This window comes from Flavobacterium notoginsengisoli (assembly GCF_014207905.1).
In the GTDB taxonomy this organism is placed as follows: domain Bacteria; phylum Bacteroidota; class Bacteroidia; order Flavobacteriales; family Flavobacteriaceae; genus Flavobacterium; species Flavobacterium notoginsengisoli_A.
Window position 1 is genome coordinate 289,864 of record NZ_JACHLB010000005.1, and the last position, 18,048, is coordinate 307,911.

The following is an 18,048-nucleotide window of genomic DNA, read 5'->3' on the forward strand; positions in this document are numbered from 1 at the left end:
TTTCATTTTTGAGCATAAAAAAACGTCTGTTTTTTGATCTGATTTCTTTTAAAATCAGCTTCGAAAAACAGACGTTTTTTTGTAAGAATATTTTTTTTTGATTTCTCAGAGAAATCGGTTTGGATTATTAAGGTATAGTTTTGGTAATTGTTCCAAGAACGAAACTATCTCCTAGCTCAAAACCAGTTTTTCCTTTAACTCCTTTAACGAGTCTTACTTTTCTTAATACTATCGTGTGAGTAAAAGTTTTTTCCCCTACTACTGTGGTGGTAACTTCTATCATACCACTTTTGTTTTCCACTCCTATTTGTCCTGTCCATGTTTGGTCAACAGTTGGTGTTTCCGGTTTTTTTTCTACGCAGATTGCTGCGTCGGTAAAAGTACCCGTACCCGATTTTACTGTTCTGTAATATACCATATTTTCTGTTGAAGTAATATATCTTCGACGAGGTTGATTGGTTGGAGTGACCACATTTTGAAGTAAATAATCTGTATCCATGTTTTCAATCGATAAATAGAAAGAAGTATTTAGATTATAAACTCCTTTCATATACGAACATTCTCTAACTTGCTGATCGGCTGGAAAGACTAAACTTGCTGAAGGTACAGTGGTTACATAATTTCCAAAAACAAATTTTTCGTTAGTTTGAATTCCGCTTGGTTTTGCAAAAGTGATATTTCTAAAAATCACGCTATGTGTGTATCCTGTTATTCTCGAACTTCCATCTGTTGTATTTGGAATTTCATTTGAATTACTTTCAATTTCGATTACACCATCTGTTCCAATCCATTCTTCTGTGATTTTTGGAGTACTTGGAGGGATTGTTCCGCAGATATTTGCTGTTGCTACGGTTCCATCGTATGCTCTGTATAGCACTCGATAAGAACCATTTCCTTTTGAGTCGATGTTGTAAGTGTAAGTAGAATCGTTTTCATTTCTAAACGATCCTGCAGGCATTTGAAGTAAAAGAGCTTCTTGAGTTTTTAATTTATAAACTAATGTACTTGTTGCTGCATCGCCACAGGCTTGACTCTGCTCAATATCTTCGAAGTTTATAGTGTCTACAGTTAAATCTCCGTCATCGCATCCGTTCAAGAAAAGAGCAAATAGTAGGAGGGCGGTATATTTTTTCATTGTAAAATTTATTTTGGTCAAAAATAGTGAAAAAATTGCCAAATGATATTTAAGATTTGACAATTGATATTTCTTAACTTTGCAGTAATGAAAAAAGTATACCTAGATAACGCCTCAACAACTGCAATGCGTCCTGAAGTAGTTCAGGAAATGACAAAAGTAATGTTGGAGGATTATGGAAATCCATCTTCTACACATAGTTTCGGACGAAACGGTAAAACAATCTTAGAGCTTTCAAGAAAAAGTATTGCTAAACATTTAAACTGTACGGCGCAAGAAATCATTTTTACGTCTGGCGGAACCGAAGCTGATAATTGGATTCTTCGCTCGGCGGTAGAAGATTTAAAAATTGAAAGAATTATTACTTCCAAAATAGAACATCATGCCGTTTTGCATACGGTTTGGGTCCTTAAAGAAGAATATAATATTCAGGTCGATTATGTAAATGTAAATGCCGACGGAAGTTTAGACCTGACACATTTATCCAATTTGCTTTCTAATGAAAAGAAAACGTTGGTGAGTTTAATGCATGTAAATAATGAAACTGGTGCTATTTTAGATTTAGATCGCGTTGGATTGATTTGCAAGCAATATAACGCTTTATTTCATTCGGATACGGTTCAGTCTGTCGGGAAAACAGAAATCGATCTGCAAAAGACTCCAGTTGACTTTATTTTGGCTAGTGCGCATAAATTTCACGGACCAAAAGGAATTGGATTTGCTTTTGTTCGAAAAAATTCTGGTTTACAACCTTTGCTTTTTGGTGGAGAACAGGAAAAAGGACTACGCGCGGGAACAGAAGCTGTGCATCAAATTGCTGGAATGGCAAAAGCTTTGTCTATTTCTTATGAAAAATTAGAGGAAGAAAGAGCCTATATTTCAGAATTAAAAAACTACTTGATCGATCAATTAGAAAAACATTTTCCAGATTTTAGAATTAACGGGAAAAAAGACGATTTTTATAATATCATCAATATAATTCTGCCTTTTTCATCAGACAAAACTTCGATGTTACTTTTTGCTTTAGATATGAAAGGAATTGCAGTTTCTAGAGGAAGCGCTTGCCAATCTGGAAGCATAAAACCTTCTCATGTTTTAAACGAAATGCTTTCGGAAGCAGATTTAAAATTACCAAATCTCAGAATTTCATTTAGTCATTACAACACTAAAGAAGATATCGATTGGCTTATTGAAAGTTTGAAAACTGTTTAAAGGTTTTTTGTTTCAAGTTTCAAGTTTCAGGTTTCATGTTCTGGATTAAACTTGAAACTTGAAACCTGAAACAAAAAAAACTATTTACGAATCACTTTTACCTGCGAATCGTTTGTTAATTTGATAATCGTAGAAGATTTTCCGTTGATTTTATCTTGGTTTAATTTCACGACGTAATCTACTCCATTTATGATTTCTGGACTTATGTCTTTAAAACTTTGTGGTGTTGGCTGGCCAGAAATATTAGCTGAAGTTGAAACTAATGGCTTTTTCATTCTTTCCATCAATTTGTAGCAGAAAGGTTCTTTTACCAATCGAACTCCCAATGATTTATCGGCTGCGATTATATTTGCGGCAACATTTCTAGCGTCATCAAGAATCAAAGTAGTTGGTTTTTCAGATAAATCCCAAATCTGCCAAGCAACTTCGGGAATGTTTTTAAAAACATTATAAATCATTTTTTCACCATTCATCAAAACAATCATGCTTTGTGTTTCTGCGCGTTGTTTTAATTTATAGATTTTGGCAACCGCATCGGCATTGGTAGCATCGCAGCCAATTCCCCAAACGGTATCGGTGGGGTAAAGAATGATTCCGCCTTCTTTGATTACTTCGTATGCTTTAATTATTTCTTCGTTCATTGTAAAGGGCAATATAGAATTCAATTGCAAAAATAATCTTTCTACTTGGTAAAAAGTTTAAATTTAATTGACAATAATTAAGTTTTTGTGATTTATAAGATTATTTTTGTTGCTAAAGATAGAAGGAGGTCAGGAAAAACAGACAATATCATTAAGAGATTTGTGTTTTACTTTATTGCTTCTCAGATGTTAAATAATCTTATAAATGCTACATGGATAAAAAAACAGCAAAAATAGTTATTCCTGTTTACAAGGAATATTTTGGAGAACTTGAAGAAAAATCGTTTTTGCAATGCTGTAAAGTTTTAAAAGATTATGAAATTGTAATCGTACATCCAGAAGGATTAAATTGTGCTTATTTGACAGAGAAATTTAATGATTTAAGCTTTAAAAGTTTTTCTAAACATTATTTTGCTACAATTGATGGTTATAATGAATTGCTGTTATCTTCGGTTTTTTATGAAAGTTTTTTAGATTCAGAATATATTTTAATTTATCAGCTGGATGCTTTTGTTTTTAGAGACGATTTGATGAAATGGTGTCAAAAAGATTATGATTATATTGGTGCGCCTTGGATTGCAACATCTACAGATTCTTTCGGAATGAATATTTTTAATAAAGTGGCAAGGCTATTTCGATCTAAAAAGAAAAATGCACGCGAGCAGACTTTCTTTAAAGTAGGCAACGGAGGGTTTTCTTTACGAAAAGTAGCATCGCATTATGAAATTACCAAACAACAGCAACAATTTATATCGACAATTCTAAATGAAAGCGAAAAGAAAATCTATGCGATAGAAGATGTTTTCTGGTCATTGAAAGCTATAGAATTTAATCCGAATTTTAAAATTCCTGATTATAAGGAAGCTGTATATTTTGCGATGGATCGTAAACCAAACTTGGCAATGAAATTGACGAATAATGAACTTCCTTTTGGCTGCCACGCTATCAATAAACCAAAGGTAATTGACTTTTGGAAACCTATAATAAACCAATATTAAATTGCTTAATTGTATATGATTACAAAATTTAAATGCGCTGCTGAAAAAGAACAACAGAAAGATATTCTTGGTTTTATTCAGAATTTTAAAACTTCTGGTGAACTTTTTGGCAACGGTGATCGTAATAAAATTAAATTATTCGAATTGGACGGAAAAACGATTAATATTAAATCGTTTAAAGTTCCTAATCTAATAAACAAAATTGCCTACAAGTATTTTAGAAAGTCAAAAGCGAGACGTTCTTTTGAATACGCTACAATTCTACTAGAAAAAGGAATTGGAACCCCAGCGCCTCTTGCATTTCTTGAAAACTTTAATTTCATAGGTTTAAAAGACAGTTATTATGTAAGCGAACATTTGGTAACAGAATTAACCTTTAGAGAACTTGTAGAAATTCCTGATTTTCAAGAGCATGATAAAATTTTAAGACAGTTTACTAAATTTTGTTTTGATCTTCACGAAAAAGGAGTAGAGTTTTTAGATCATTCCCCAGGAAATACTTTGATTAAGAAAATAGACGAAAATAATTATGCATTCTATTTGGTTGATTTAAACCGAATGAATTTTCATAATCAAATGGATTTTGAGCAAAGAATGAATAATTTTAGACGTTTAACACCTAAAAAAGAGATGATTGCGGTAATGAGCAATGAGTATTCTAAATTTTACAAGGAAAAAAGCGAAACTGAAATTTTTGAGAAGATGTGGAACGCGACAGTAGATTTTCAAGAAAGCTTTGCTAAAAAGAAAAGATTAAAAAAGAAACTTAAGTTCTGGAAATCCTAATAAATTTATATTTTCTATACTTTTTAACGATAAGATTTTCAATTTATCAATAGAAGAATAGTTGTTCTTGTGTTATTTTTTTATACAAACGAACTACGATAATAAGTCGGATTCTTATTATAGTAAAATGCGTTTCGAGATGTAAAAACGCATGAAGGAATTAATAAAACAAAATCATTAAAGCCTTACTTATTGAATATTTTGTCCTTTTTTGCACAATGGGATATTTTCTATCTTCAATATGCTATAGTTGCTTCGAAATCCTGATTTTTTTAAGTTCTTGAAAACGAACAGAAACACTCAAAGCATTTAAATAGCAAATTGTCAAACCCTTTCTGCCATCTAAAAAACCTAAACGAATCACAAATTGATTTAGAAATTGGTAAGCTGGACGAATATAAAAATGAAAGAGATTAGGTTTGGTATTTTTTGCTAATTCTTCCTGAGCCTTCAATTTTCCGTAAAAAATCATTTTTTCCTTATAATCATCAAAGGTGGAGTAAGAAAAGTGAATTAATTTATTTTTTAATTTTCTTGCTTCACCATCTATAATCAGTTTTTCATGAACGATTTTTTCGTGATTGTAAAAAGCATTTTCTTTCTTAAAAAGACGAATAATTTTATCCGTCTGCCAACCGCTGAAACGTAATCTTTTGTTTTTAAACATAAAGGTTCGATGCATAAAATATGCAACAGCTTTATTTTCTTCATTAATAACCGTTTCAATTTCGTTTTTAAGATTCGGAGTTACCCTTTCATCCGCATCAATAAAAAGAATCCACGAATTTGAAGCTAAACTTATAGCGTAATTGCGCTGAGAAGCAAAATTCTCAAAAGAATGCTGTACAGCTTTTACATTTTTGAAAGATGATGCAATCTCAAATGTTCGGTCTGAACTAAAAGAATCAACCACAATAATTTCGTTAGCAAATATAAGATTTTCCAAAACAGATTGAATGTTTTGCTCTTCATTGCGGGTAATGATTAATGCCGATAATAGTTGTTTTTCTGAAGAAACCATTGTCCTTAATTAAAGCCGTTTTGTTTTAAAAACAATTTGATACTATCTTCAAAAAAATCAGGTAAAAATTTTTCATATAAAGAAAGCGATTCTTTTTTAAGCATTTTTTCTGTTTTGTTTTCAAACAACGCCGGACGATAATCTTTTAAATGAACAGAAAGGTGATGAATTCCGTCTTCAAAAGTAGCCCAGATTTTCTTTTCGATCCAAGGTGAGAAAATAATAAAAGAAGGTTTGTCTAGAGCTTTTGCCATATTTATAGCGCCACCGTCATTTCCTATAATAGCATCACATTGATTTACTAAACCAATAAAAGATCTTAAATCACCGCCTAGTAAATCAAAATAAATTTTGTTTTGTGTCGAAGGTTTACAGGCGTTAAAAACAGTTTTTGCTTCTTCCAATTGTTTCGGAAAATAATTGAAAAGAATATTTACGTCGGCATTGTCTGCAACATAATCTACTACTTTCGACATAAAATCTAGCGGATAAGTTTTAAGTTTTTCACTGCCTAAAAGACTTATCATAATTGTTTTTCTGTCTTTTTTGACCTGGTGTTTTTCAAAAAGTGCAATCGCATCTTGATTTTCTTTTTCAGAAACAAACAATTTCGGAATTGGATTAATTTCTATTTTAAGATCAAGAGGTTCTAATAAAGAAAGTCTTCTTTCTATTGCAAGTCCGAGATTAGTTTTAGGAAAAGGTTCAAACGGAACATTGTCAGTGTATAAAAATGTTCTTCCAGGTTTTTTATAAGAGATTTTTCTTTTTGCATTACTCAATAAAACCAAAACCCAACTTTCTAGTTTTGAATAAGCATCAATTAGTATATCGTAATTTTCTTTTCTGAGTTGAAGCCCCAATTTTAAAAGTTCTTTTTTACTATTTCGATGTTTTTCTTCAAACAAAATAATGTTGTTAATATTAAGATTTCCTTCTAAAACTGGGGTTGTTAAAGAATAAACCAGATAATCTATCTGAGCATTTGGATAAGCAATTCTTAGGTTGTTGCAAATAATGCTGCTCACCAAAACATCTCCAATCATTTTTTGTTGGATTACAAGTATCTTCATTTATTAAAGTGGTATTTTAAATAAGATCTTGCAAATTGAAGCAAAAAAAATCAAATCTCAATCATTTTTCAGAAAGGAATTTGAACAAATAAAATAAGAATAACTCTTTTTTGTTTAAAACATATTTTTAATCGTGAATAAAGTTTAAGTTAATTATATTATTAATCCTTTTTAGAATATTAATTATTAGAGACTTATTGAAATTACGAATTGTTGTGTAAATCAAAAACTGTTTCTATCCAATTTTGTATAGTATATTTTACATAAATATCCTCAGGAATTGGCTCGTATGGAGAAGAAAAAAAATCACTGTCAAAATGCACATTTTCTTCGTTAATAACTAATATGTTATTCGGATTGTAAAAATCGTAGTGAACAATATTAGGATTTGTGGTAATTAATTTTTTTTGAAGCCCCAAGCTTTCAAATACTCTAAAAGTTAATCCATTTTGTTTTTGTCTATGAATATCTAAAAGAAATTTAGTGTCATTTATAAATTCATTAACCTCATTGATTTGAATGTATTCTGATATGAATTCAATATTGGGATTTTTTGTTTTATTCTTTCGATCATAAACAATAATTCTAGATGTAATACCAAGGTTTATCAATTTTTCCGCAATTTTAGAGATGGTTCTAAATCTATTGTCTTTTGAACTTATATTGAAAATATCATATTTATAGCTTTTTGATAGATCCAATTTTGATTCTTTGTAGATAAAATTTGTAATAAATTTTAGGTTGTATTTTTCGCAATCTTCTTTTTCAAATGAATAGACTTCATCGAAATAGGGAAGCACTCGGATTATTTTTGGACATCGATAAATATTATCATTAAAAAAAGCTATTGATTTTTTAGTATATTTTTTAAAGTCTAAAATTTTTTGTGGATCAATAAAATCACCTTTAATGGTTAAAATCACATCCTGAATTTGCCCCAATGCTTCTAATCGATTATTTATTTCTTTTCCAAAATGAATGTTTTTAATGTTTTTCTTAAATAGCAATTTTAAAAAGAAATTATAAATACGATAAGAGAAATTAGGATACTTATATTTAAAAGTATTAAAATCTATATGATTTACTATGTGTCCTCGTTTTTCAAGGGCTGTGACAATATTATGGTTATAACCCCAATTGTCATGGCTAATGATTGTAATTTTCATTGTAAGAATAATATTATTTATTTTACTCAAAAGTAATATAAATATTATATTTTTGTAAGAAAAATACAATGAAAATTAGTGGTTTAGTGATTGCTTTTAATGAAGAAAAGAATATAGGCAAATGTATAGATGCTTTATTGAAAGTTTGTGAAGAGGTAATAGTTGTTGATTCATTTAGTAAAGACAACACAGTTGAAATAGCTGAAAAAAAAGGTGCTAAAGTTATTAGGCAAACTTTTTTAGGAGACGGACCTCAGAGGACACATGGTCTGCCTTATTGCAAAAATGATTGGATTCTTAATCTTGATGCAGATGAGTTTCTAGATAAAGATGCAGAACAATTTATATTGAATAAAAAGTATCTAGAAGGAAACTATGATGCTTACAGTTTTAGGGTGAAAAACTTTTTAGCAGATAAACTCATTGATTTTTCAGGATGGTATCCCGATCGTAAAGTTCGTTTTTTTAACAGAAAAACTGCGCATCCATCTAATTCAAAAGTGCACCAAAAGATAATTACTCAAAATGATAAGGAAGTAGCTGTACATATACTTCATTATGGTTGGGATTCTTTAGATCAAATTATTGCGAAGAAAAATCAATATTCTAGCTGGCATGCACAACAATTGTTTGATCAAGGAAAAAGAATAAATGCTTTTAAACCTATTCTTAACGGTACTGTTGCTTTTGTACGTTGTTATTTCTTTAAAAAAGGTATTTTTAATGGCATTGATGGTTTATCAATAGCAATGATTCAAGCCTTTTTTTCGTACATGAAGTATGCAAAACTAATAAAACTTCAAAGAAATAATAGATAAAAAAAATCCAAATTCCTAGGATAATCAATTGGAATTTGGATTTTTAAAAATTGAAAATTTATATACTATAAAGTATTAAACTGCAACATCATATTCACGAAGTGCATTGTTTAAAGAAGTTTTCAAATCTGTAGATGGCTTACGAGTTCCAATGATTAAAGCACAAGGAACTTGATATTCTCCTGCTGCGAATTTTTTAGTGTAGCTTCCAGGAATAACTACAGAACGAGCTGGGACAAAACCTTTCATTTCAACTGGCTCATCACCAGTAACATCGATAATTTTAGTAGAAGCTGTCAAACATACATTAGCACCAAGAACTGCTTCTTTACCAACGTGAACACCTTCAACCACGATACAACGAGATCCGATAAAAGCACCATCTTCAATAATAACTGGAGCAGCTTGTAATGGCTCAAGTACACCACCAATACCAACACCACCACTTAAGTGTACGTTTTTACCAATTTGAGCACAGCTTCCAACAGTTGCCCAAGTGTCAACCATTGTTCCTTCATCAACATAAGCACCAATATTAACATAACTTGGCATTAAGATAACACCACTAGAAATATAAGCGCCGTAACGAGCAACAGCATTTGGTACTACACGAATTCCTTTTTCTGCATAATTTCTTTTTAGTAACATTTTGTCGTGATATTCGAAAATACCAGATTCCCATGTTTCCATTTTTTGAATTGGGAAATACATTACAACTGCTTTCTTAACCCATTCGTTTACTTGCCATTTGTCACCAACTGGTTCAGCAACACGTAATTTTCCTGCGTCTACCAATTCGATTACTTCTCTAATGGCATCAGTTGTTGTAGTTTCTTGCAATAAAGCTCTGTTTTCCCAAGCTTGTTCAATTATAGTCTGTAAAGAATTCATACGTTTAAATTTTTGGCAAAGATAACGTATTTGTAGAAATCCAAAAAAGCAAAACGACTCGAAAATGTTACAGATTTAACTTTTTGTTTCTTATTTGTAAAGTCTTTTTAGAACTGAGATTTGATTTTTAGAAATTTTCATAAGCCACCTCTAAAAGTTTTTTTTGTGGCAAAATATGACAAAAATCAGATTTTATGCTTTTTGTTCTGCCTAATTTCGCTCTGTTGAAAAACATTCCATTCAAACAAAATAATCATATAAGCAGTAAATATGAATCAAGAAAATCAGTTTCAAAACAAAGTAATAATTGACAAAGAAGTGGCTTGGGATAAAACCCGAGTTATTATGAGTAAAACAAATGCCTTTGGTATTATAGAATATGCAAATGAAGTTTTTGTAGACGTTTGCGGTTATGAAGATTACGAATTAATGGGGCAGCCACATAACATTATTCGCCATCCCGATATGCCGAAAGTAATTTTTAAGGTGCTTTGGGAGAATCTTAAAAACGGAAAAAACTTCCATGCTATTGTAAAAAACCTTGCAAAATCGGGTAGATATTATTGGGTAATTACAGATTTCGATATTGCTCGCGACGAAAATGATGTTATTGTGAATTATTTTGCCAGAAGACAAGCTGTTCCGCAAGAAGTAATTGCAGTTCATATTGAACCTTTGTACAAAAAGTTACTGCAAATTGAAGCAGCTAGCGGAGTTGAATTTAGCGAAAAATACTTGATTGGTTTTCTAGAAGAAAAAAAGAGAACTTATGTGGAGTATATTAAGGAATTGATTTTTGAGCATGAAAAATCTCAGGCTAAATTTTCTAATTATGTAGAAGAAGAAAGCGAGGAAGAAGAGGAACATAGAGGCTTTTTCAGCCGATTGTTTGGAAGATAAATTGAAGTTATTTTTTAGGTTTTTGAATATTTGGATAGAAAGTCCGTCTTGAATCTTTCAAGGCGGATTTTTGGTTTATTCTTTAATATTAATCAAAATAAATCGCATTTATCTAGTTGAAATAAAATCATGAATATATTTTGAAGTAAATTTGCTGAAAACTTAAAAAAAATGCCAAGAATACTCTCTATAGATTACGGACAAAAACGCACAGGAATTGCAGTTACAGACGAAATGCAAATTATCGCTTCAGGTTTAACAACAATTCCAACAAATACTTTGACTGATTTTTTGAAAGATTACTTCGCAAAAGAAAAGGTTGAAGCTGTTTTAATTGGCGAACCCAAACAAATGAATGGACTTCCTTCAGAAAGCGCTTCTGTGATTAATGGTTTTGCTAAACATTTTGCTAATGTCTTTCCAGAAATTAAGATAATACGAGTAGACGAGCGATTTACTTCAAAAATGGCATTTCAAACTATGATTGACAGTGGCTTAAATAAAAAGCAACGTCAGAATAAAGGATTGATAGACGAAATTTCTGCTACAATTATGCTTCAAGATTATCTTTCTTCAAAAAAATAACGCTGTACGACGTATTTTTTGTTTATAATTTAAAGGTTTTTAGAAATTCCTAACTTTTATCATGTAAAAATTAGTTTTTTTTTGCAATTAAAAAAGTACCTTTGCACTTTAAATAAAAATACTGTTATGCCTGACGAAACCATACGTTCAAATAGTGATGTAGTACTCATTGGCGCTGGAATAATGAGTGCCACTCTCGGAGTAATTTTGAAAGAATTACAACCAGATATAAAAATTGAAATTTACGAAAGATTAGATGTTGCTGCCGCAGAAAGCTCTGATGCTTGGAATAATGCAGGAACCGGACACTCTGCTTTTTGTGAATTAAATTATACTCCAGAAAAGGCAGACGGAAGCATAGATCCTAAAAAAGCAATAAGTATTGCAGAATCATTTGAGATTTCTCGTCAGTTTTGGTCTTACTTAGTGCAGGAAAATAAAGTTCCTTCTCCAGATAATTTTATTAAGAGCGTTCCTCATATGAGTTTTGTTTGGGGTGACAAAAACGTTGATTATTTAAAAAAGAGATTCGACGCACTTCAAAGCAATCCGATTTTTGCTGATATGACTTTCAGTACCGATTTTGAGCAGCTTCAAAAATGGATGCCGCTGGTAATGGAAGGACGTAATGCTGATGAAAAATTAGCTGCAACACATATGGAAATTGGTACCGATGTGAACTTTGGTGCTTTAACAAGAAGTATGTTCAATTATTTAGAAAAATTAGACGGTGTTTCTTTGTTTTTTAATCATGAGGTTAAGAAATTAAGACAGCGTGAAGATAAATCTTGGAGAATAAAAATTACAGATTTGTCTACAGGAAAAAAACGTAAAGCTTACACTAAATTTGTATTTATTGGTGCTGGTGGAGGTTCTTTACCTTTATTAGAAAAAGCAAACGTTCCAGAAGGAAATGGTTACGGAGGTTTCCCAGTAAGTGGACAATGGCTGAAGTGTACAAATCCAGAAGTAATTGCAAAACACGCTGCAAAAGTTTACGGAAAAGCTAGCGTTGGAGCTCCTCCAATGTCTGTTCCTCATATTGATACTCGTGTAATTGACGGAGAAAAAGCACTTCTTTTTGGTCCATTTGCAGGATTCTCAACTCGTTTCCTTAAAAATGGATCTTATTTAGATTTGCCTTTATCGATTAAAGCAAATAACTTAATTCCGATGTTGGCAGCTGGATATCATAATATTCCATTAACAAAGTATTTGATTGAGCAAGTTCGTCAGTCTCCAAAAGACAGAATGAAAGCTTTACGCGAATATCTTCCAACAGCTCGTTCTAAAGATTGGAAATTAGAAAAAGCAGGTCAACGTGTTCAGGTTATCAAAAAAGATGAGAAAGAAGGCGGTGTGTTAGAATTTGGAACAGAAGTTATTAATACGCACGACGGAACTTTGGCTGTTTTATTGGGTGCTTCTCCAGGAGCTTCTACAGCGGTTGGTATTATGGTTGATTTGGTTGGCAGATGTTTTGCAAATCAAATTAAAACACCAGAATGGGAAGCGAAATTAAAAACAATGATTCCTTCTTACGGCCAAAAGTTAAATGAAAAACCAGAGCTTTTAGCAGAGCTTAGAAAACATACAGCAGAAGTTTTGAAAATAAAATAAAGCTTCTGTACATATTAGAATAAAAAACAAATCCAGATGAATTAATCTGGATTTGTTGCTTTTAGGTCGGTTGTGTTTTTTAGAATTTTTTCGGCAAGATTACTCATCCAGATTAATTGTTCAATAACCATAGAAGCTTCTTGCATTTTGGCTTGACGCGTTTCTTTATCCAAATCGTCATCTTCGGCAAGACGCGTGAAGTTTTTTCTTTTTAATTCTTCAAATTGTAAAGTCACGTCTTCTTTTTCAAAAAAGGTATCTTTCAAAATCACTTCATTTCTTAAAACTGCAATAGCATGATCAAGATTCGCTAAAATTGTCTTGATAATATAATTGAATGACTCTGAAGCAGAAGTCGTTTGGTGCGATTGTATATAGGTCGAAAGTGAAGCCAAAGCAGATAGTAAAGAATGGTTTAAAACCACTAATTTGTTTACTAAAGGCATTGTTTTTTGCTTCGATTTTGGTTCCTGCATCATTCGCTGAAAAGAAGTCATCAAATTACCAATTTCAACAAAAGCATTTTTTCTTGCCAATCTATAAGATGTGGGAACTTCTCCTTTTTTATTGTAGAAATCTGCAATTTCTTTCAGATAAGCTCTGTTGGCACGAATTGAATTTTCGATATGGATAGGTGTATTAATAAATTCCCAAGCTGGCCATAAAAAATGATTGGCAATAAAAGCTAGAATTGCGCCTGCAAGCGAATCTAATATTCTATATTGAATTACTTCGTTTATGTTTGGAGTTAAAATTCCATAAATAAAAACAACATACATTGTCACAAACGTAGCACTGATTTTATAATTGATTTGGGTAAAAGAAATTCCCAAAAGCATACAAATGATGGAGAAAATACTTAAAGCAACGTGATTTTGAATTACCGATACAATTCCAAAAGCTATCAGACCACCCAAAACGGTTCCGAAAATTCTATTGTAAGAACGCTCTTTTGTTAGTCCGTAACCTGGACGCATGATCACAACTATTGTTAGTAAAATCCAATAAACGTTTTGAAATGGAAGAACTTGTCCGAGGAAAAATCCAATCAAAATAGTAATGGTTAACCTTATAGAATGTCTGAAAATTGAAGAAGAATAGCTTAAATTCTCAATTAAAGTACGCAAAGGATAATATTGTGGAGTCAAGAATTTTTCAAGTTCCTTGTCTTTGTCTTTTAATTTATAAGATTGCATTGCCAAAGAAAATGCTCGCTGAATAATTTTGATTTTTCCAACCTGATTTTTGGCGTATTTGAGCATATTTGTCAGCATCAAAACGCCTTCTGCAGCTTCTTCTTTGCCTAATGTTTTTTCGTAATCAAAAATAGCAAATTCGAGAGCGTCTAATTCATTTTTCAAATCATGTTTGTCAACATAGACACTAATATGACGAACATTTTTAGAAAGTTTTTTTAAAGTAGAAGCTAGTTTGTAAGCCACATTTTGATACGTTCTCAAAACATCCGGATGCTTAGCAAATTTCTCATGAAGTTTACTATGGTCAAAAGAAGTGTAAAGCGCTAGTTCTTGAATTTCAACCAAAGTAATAAAAACCAAAAGCATTTTTCGGTTCTGACTCGTAATTCCAGATGCATTCTGATTTCCAATCAATGATTTTCTTAAATCCTCGTGAATAAGATTTAAATCAACTTGAACAGCCAATTGTTTTTCAATAATGGCTCTTCTATTTGCTTCGGGACTCCATAAATCTCCTCTTAACTTTAGATATTTTGCTGTCAGTTTTATTCCTTCTGCAATTTGCAGTTCTACATATTTATAAGGCTGTACAAAATGAAAAACAAGCGACACAATTAAATATAGAATTCCTCCAATAAAAATAAAACCTGAATATTCAAAAGCTTCCCAGCCTTCATGCAAATGCCCAAACGAAAGTGAAATTGATAATAATGCCGAAAAAGAGATTAAAGTTGCACGTTGTCCGTACACCGAAATCATCGAGCAGAGAAATAACAAAAATCCTAAAAAGATATAAAATAGAAAAGGATAAGGGTAAACGAGATTTACTAATAAATTTACTCCCGAAACGATAAAAGATGCAGCAATTAATCCTTTAATTTTGTGGCTAAGAGAACTCGGAATATCACTAGGATATGTGTAAAATGCTCCAAGCGCAATAGTGAAACCAATTTCAAAATGACCCAAAAAATTTAAAACCAAAACAGGAACAACAGAAGCGATAGTTACTTTGGAAGCATTGAAAAACGAGGTACTGTTCGTGAATTTTGAAATTTTATCAAACATAAAGAGAGGTTTACTAGCAAAGGTAAGAATTGTAAGAGTGATTTTGGCATAATTATAGCTGAGATTTCTAACGTTGAGGAAAAAATATGATATAAAATAGTATAAGAATTATTCATTGACTATTTTTTACTATTTTTGCCAGCTGAATTATCAGAACTTTAATTCTGTTTTTTACAGCTTAAAAATATAAACAAAAACAAATGATTTTACCAATTGTAGGATACGGTGATCCAGTTTTAAGAAAAGTAGGGCAGGACATTACGCCAGAATATCCAAACCTAAAAGAAACGATCGCAAATATGTACGAGACTATGTATAATGCGTACGGAGTGGGGCTTGCGGCACCGCAAGTTGGCCTTCCAATTCGTTTGTTTGTTATTGATACAACTCCTTTTAGCGATGATGAAGATCTTCCGTCAGAAGAACAAAAAGATTTGAAAGGTTTCAAAAAAACATTCATAAATGCTAAAATCGTAAAAGAAGAAGGTGAAGAATGGGGTTTTAATGAAGGCTGTTTAAGTATTCCAGATGTACGCGAAGATGTTTACAGAAAACCAACGGTAACAATAGAATACTGTGAAGAAGATTTCGTGATGAAAACAGAAGTATTTGATGGTTTAATAGCTAGAGTTATTCAGCATGAATACGATCATATTGAAGGAATTTTGTTTACAGACAAAATCTCTTCTCTTAAAAAACGTCTGATTCAAAAGAAACTAAAAAATATTACTGAAGGAAAAACGTTTCAGGAATATAGAATGAAGTTTTTTGCAGCAAAAAAAGGAAGATAAAATTTCTAGAGTATCTTTAGAAAAAAAAATAAAGCAAATTCTTAATACAAATTTTAATAAAAATGAATTTAACGAAAATTTTAGCCATTTCAGGAAAACCAGGTTTATACGAATTGAAAGTTCAAACTCGTACAGGTTTTGTGGCGGAATCATTAATTGATGGGAAGAAGATTACTGTAAATCTAAAAAGCAATGTAAGTTTATTGTCTGAAATTTCGATTTATACTTATGAAGGTGAGAAACCGTTAACTGAAGTAATGCAGCAGATTGCCGTTAAAGAAAACAAAGGTCAAGCAATTTCTCATAAAGAAGACAACGCTACTTTGGCTGCATATTTCAAAGAAATTCTTCCTACTTATGACGAAGAAAGAGTTTATCCGTCTGATATTAAAAAAGTATTAAATTGGTATAACACACTTCAAGCTAAAGGTTTGGTTACAGATTTAGCTCCAGCAGTTGAAGAACCAAAAGAAGAAGCTCCAGTTGCTGCAGAAAAACCTAAGAAAGCTCCAGCTGCTAAAAAAGCAAAAGCTAAAAAAGAAGAAGAATAAAAACTTTTCTTTTTAAATATATAATATCCTGTTAAGATGTTTTCTTGGCAGGATTTTTTAATTTTACATTATCGAGTTTAATATAAATAACTTCAAAAATGAGTAGAGAAAACCAATTAAAAGCGTTTGAGAGATTGTTGAATATCATGGATGAACTTCGTGAGCAATGCCCGTGGGATAAAAAACAAACCCTGCAGACATTGAGACATTTAACAATCGAAGAAACTTACGAACTGGGCGACGCTATTCTGGATAATGATTTAAATGAAGTTAAAAAAGAATTGGGAGATCTTTTACTGCATATCGTCTTTTATGCCAAAATAGGAAGTGAAACCAATGATTTCGATATTGCCGATGTTTGCAATGAAATCTGCGAAAAACTAATTCATCGTCATCCGCACATTTACGGAGATGTAAAAGTTGAAAATGAAGAAGAAGTAAAACAAAACTGGGAAAAATTAAAGCTCAAAGAAGGAAAAAAATCTGTTTTGGAAGGTGTTCCAAGAAGTCTTCCTGCATTAGTTAAAGCAAGCAGAATTCAAGATAAAGTAAAAGGAGTTGGTTTTGACTGGGAAGAACCGCATCAAGTCTGGGATAAAGTTCAAGAAGAACTACAAGAATTGCAAGAAGAAGTGCAATCTGGAAATCAAGATAAAATTGAAGATGAATTTGGGGACGTTTTATTCTCAATGATCAATTATGCCCGATTTTTAAATGTCAATCCAGAAGATGCTTTAGAAAGAACCAATAAAAAATTCATTAAACGCTTTCAATACTTAGAAAGTAAGGCGGGCGAATTAGGAAAATCTTTATCAGATATGACGCTTACAGAAATGGATGTCTTTTGGAATGAAGCGAAAAAACTTTAATTATCGGCTAATTTTTTTAAAGCACGAACGTCTTTAAGCTTGATTTTTTTTCCAACTAATTCAATTAGGTTAGATTTATTAAAATCAGATAAAAGACGAATACAACTTTCCGTAGCTGTACCAATAATTCCAGCCAATTCTTCTCTAGTTAATTGAACTTTAAGCGTTTTGTCTGTGTCTTCGCCAAATTCGTCATGTAAATGAAGCAGAGTTTCTGCTAATCTTTGTTTGACTGTTTTTTGGACTAAGGCAATTTTTTCATTTTCAGATTCTTTCAAATCCTCGCAAACAGATTGCATCATGTTTAAAGAAAACTGATTGTTGCTGTTAAAGAAATTGATGATTTCAGTTTTAGGAATAAAACAAACTTCCATATCTGCGATAGCTTTAGCCGTTAAGTTAGCAGGCTCATTGCTAATCATCGAACGCTGTCCAAGAAGTTCACCAGATTTTACCAGTTTTACAATCTGATCTTTGCCATTTGCACTCAATTTGGAAAGTTTTCCAACACCATCTTTAACACAGAAAACACCGTTTGTAACTTCACCTTCCTCAAAAAGAGCTTCCCCTTTTTTTACTTTGTAAGTGGTTTTACTGTTCGCTAATTTTATAATCTCCTCTTTATTAAGGGCTTTTAACGAACTTAACTGGCGTACAATGCATTGATCACATTTATTCATGACAATATTTGTTTGATGCAAAAATAAGGATATTTAAGACTTTTTGA

Annotated in this window: 18 protein-coding genes; 10 read left to right on the top strand and 8 right to left on the bottom strand. The window is 31.6% G+C overall.

From position 1 onward, the window contains the following. Positions 1 to 127: 127 nt before the first annotated feature. On the bottom strand, positions 128 to 1,135 hold the full coding sequence (locus HNP35_RS16395) for a hypothetical protein (RefSeq protein ID WP_184164494.1): 1,008 nt from the start codon (positions 1,133 to 1,135) through the stop codon (positions 128 to 130). Between the two features lie 87 nt (positions 1,136 to 1,222). On the opposite strand from HNP35_RS16395, the gene HNP35_RS16400 reads away from it, so the two are divergent. Beyond that, positions 1,223 to 2,347 (top strand): cysteine desulfurase family protein, encoded by a 1,125-nt coding sequence (locus HNP35_RS16400; RefSeq protein WP_184164497.1) that lies wholly within the window; start codon positions 1,223 to 1,225, stop codon positions 2,345 to 2,347. Positions 2,348 to 2,427: 80 nt separating this feature from the next. Here the strand turns inward: HNP35_RS16400 and HNP35_RS16405 are convergent, their stop codons facing one another. Then, complete coding sequence (locus HNP35_RS16405) at positions 2,428 to 2,988, bottom strand: L-threonylcarbamoyladenylate synthase (RefSeq protein ID WP_184164500.1); 561 nt, start codon at positions 2,986 to 2,988, stop codon at positions 2,428 to 2,430. Positions 2,989 to 3,200: 212 nt separating this feature from the next. Here HNP35_RS16405 and HNP35_RS16410 point away from each other — a divergent pair, with 212 nt between their 5' ends. After that, complete coding sequence (locus HNP35_RS16410; protein ID WP_184164503.1) at positions 3,201 to 3,986, top strand: DUF5672 family protein; 786 nt, start codon at positions 3,201 to 3,203, stop codon at positions 3,984 to 3,986. Between the two features lie 15 nt (positions 3,987 to 4,001). Beyond that, a complete protein-coding gene (locus HNP35_RS16415; protein WP_184164505.1) occupies positions 4,002 to 4,772 on the top strand; it encodes a lipopolysaccharide kinase InaA family protein in 771 nt (256 codons plus the stop codon). Between the two features lie 244 nt (positions 4,773 to 5,016). Here HNP35_RS16415 and HNP35_RS16420 read toward each other — a convergent pair whose 3' ends face one another. The 3 genes from HNP35_RS16420 to HNP35_RS16430 all read right to left on the bottom strand — a co-directional run bounded on the left by HNP35_RS16420 (position 5,017) and on the right by HNP35_RS16430 (position 8,101). Beyond that, positions 5,017 to 5,793, bottom strand: coding sequence for a glycosyltransferase family 2 protein (locus HNP35_RS16420; protein ID WP_184164508.1), 777 nt, complete (start codon positions 5,791 to 5,793; stop codon positions 5,017 to 5,019). Between the two features lie 5 nt (positions 5,794 to 5,798). Next, the gene (locus HNP35_RS16425) at positions 5,799 to 6,866 is read right to left on the bottom strand and encodes a glycosyltransferase family 9 protein (protein ID WP_184164511.1); all 1,068 of its coding nucleotides are present in this window, start codon (positions 6,864 to 6,866) and stop codon (positions 5,799 to 5,801) included. A gap of 203 nt (positions 6,867 to 7,069) precedes the next feature. Continuing rightward, the gene (locus tag HNP35_RS16430) at positions 7,070 to 8,101 is read right to left on the bottom strand and encodes a hypothetical protein (RefSeq protein WP_184164514.1); all 1,032 of its coding nucleotides are present in this window, start codon (positions 8,099 to 8,101) and stop codon (positions 7,070 to 7,072) included. Here HNP35_RS16430 and HNP35_RS16435 point away from each other — a divergent pair. Beyond that, positions 8,101 to 8,850: a glycosyltransferase family 2 protein gene (locus HNP35_RS16435; protein WP_184164517.1), complete on the top strand. Its 750-nt coding sequence runs from the start codon at positions 8,101 to 8,103 to the stop codon at positions 8,848 to 8,850. The genes HNP35_RS16430 and HNP35_RS16435 overlap by 1 nt on opposite strands. Positions 8,851 to 8,925: 75 nt before the next feature. On the opposite strand, the gene HNP35_RS16440 is transcribed toward HNP35_RS16435, so the two are convergent. Further along, positions 8,926 to 9,741: a 2,3,4,5-tetrahydropyridine-2,6-dicarboxylate N-succinyltransferase gene (locus HNP35_RS16440; protein ID WP_184164520.1), complete on the bottom strand. Its 816-nt coding sequence runs from the start codon at positions 9,739 to 9,741 to the stop codon at positions 8,926 to 8,928. Positions 9,742 to 10,011: 270 nt separating this feature from the next. Between HNP35_RS16440 and HNP35_RS16445 the strand changes: the two genes are divergently transcribed. The 3 genes from HNP35_RS16445 to HNP35_RS16455 all read left to right on the top strand — a co-directional run bounded on the left by HNP35_RS16445 (position 10,012) and on the right by HNP35_RS16455 (position 12,846). Further along, the gene (locus tag HNP35_RS16445; RefSeq protein ID WP_184164523.1) at positions 10,012 to 10,641 is read left to right on the top strand and encodes a PAS domain-containing protein; all 630 of its coding nucleotides are present in this window, start codon (positions 10,012 to 10,014) and stop codon (positions 10,639 to 10,641) included. Positions 10,642 to 10,812: 171 nt separating this feature from the next. Further along, positions 10,813 to 11,226 carry a Holliday junction resolvase RuvX gene (gene ruvX, locus HNP35_RS16450; RefSeq protein ID WP_184164526.1) on the top strand — a complete coding sequence of 138 codons (414 nt, stop codon included), beginning with the start codon at positions 10,813 to 10,815 and terminating at the stop codon, positions 11,224 to 11,226. A gap of 126 nt (positions 11,227 to 11,352) precedes the next feature. Then, complete coding sequence (locus tag HNP35_RS16455; protein ID WP_184164529.1) at positions 11,353 to 12,846, top strand: malate:quinone oxidoreductase; 1,494 nt, start codon at positions 11,353 to 11,355, stop codon at positions 12,844 to 12,846. Between the two features lie 41 nt (positions 12,847 to 12,887). On the opposite strand, the gene HNP35_RS16460 is transcribed toward HNP35_RS16455, so the two are convergent. Further along, positions 12,888 to 15,110 (bottom strand): FUSC family protein, encoded by a 2,223-nt coding sequence (locus HNP35_RS16460; protein WP_184164532.1) that lies wholly within the window; start codon positions 15,108 to 15,110, stop codon positions 12,888 to 12,890. Between the two features lie 200 nt (positions 15,111 to 15,310). On the opposite strand from HNP35_RS16460, the gene def reads away from it, so the two are divergent. From def to mazG, 3 genes are all read left to right on the top strand, one after another. Next, complete coding sequence (gene def, locus HNP35_RS16465) at positions 15,311 to 15,901, top strand: peptide deformylase (protein ID WP_109192716.1); 591 nt, start codon at positions 15,311 to 15,313, stop codon at positions 15,899 to 15,901. A 62-nt stretch (positions 15,902 to 15,963) separates the two neighbouring features. Continuing rightward, positions 15,964 to 16,452 (top strand): DUF5606 family protein, encoded by a 489-nt coding sequence (locus tag HNP35_RS16470; protein WP_184164535.1) that lies wholly within the window; start codon positions 15,964 to 15,966, stop codon positions 16,450 to 16,452. A gap of 98 nt (positions 16,453 to 16,550) precedes the next feature. Then, the gene (gene mazG, locus HNP35_RS16475) at positions 16,551 to 17,321 is read left to right on the top strand and encodes a nucleoside triphosphate pyrophosphohydrolase (protein WP_184164538.1); all 771 of its coding nucleotides are present in this window, start codon (positions 16,551 to 16,553) and stop codon (positions 17,319 to 17,321) included. On the opposite strand, the gene HNP35_RS16480 is transcribed toward mazG, so the two are convergent. Beyond that, positions 17,318 to 18,001 carry a Crp/Fnr family transcriptional regulator gene (locus HNP35_RS16480; protein WP_184164541.1) on the bottom strand — a complete coding sequence of 228 codons (684 nt, stop codon included), beginning with the start codon at positions 17,999 to 18,001 and terminating at the stop codon, positions 17,318 to 17,320. The two genes, mazG and HNP35_RS16480, sit on opposite strands and share 4 nt — an antisense overlap. Positions 18,002 to 18,048: the final 47 nt, after the last annotated feature.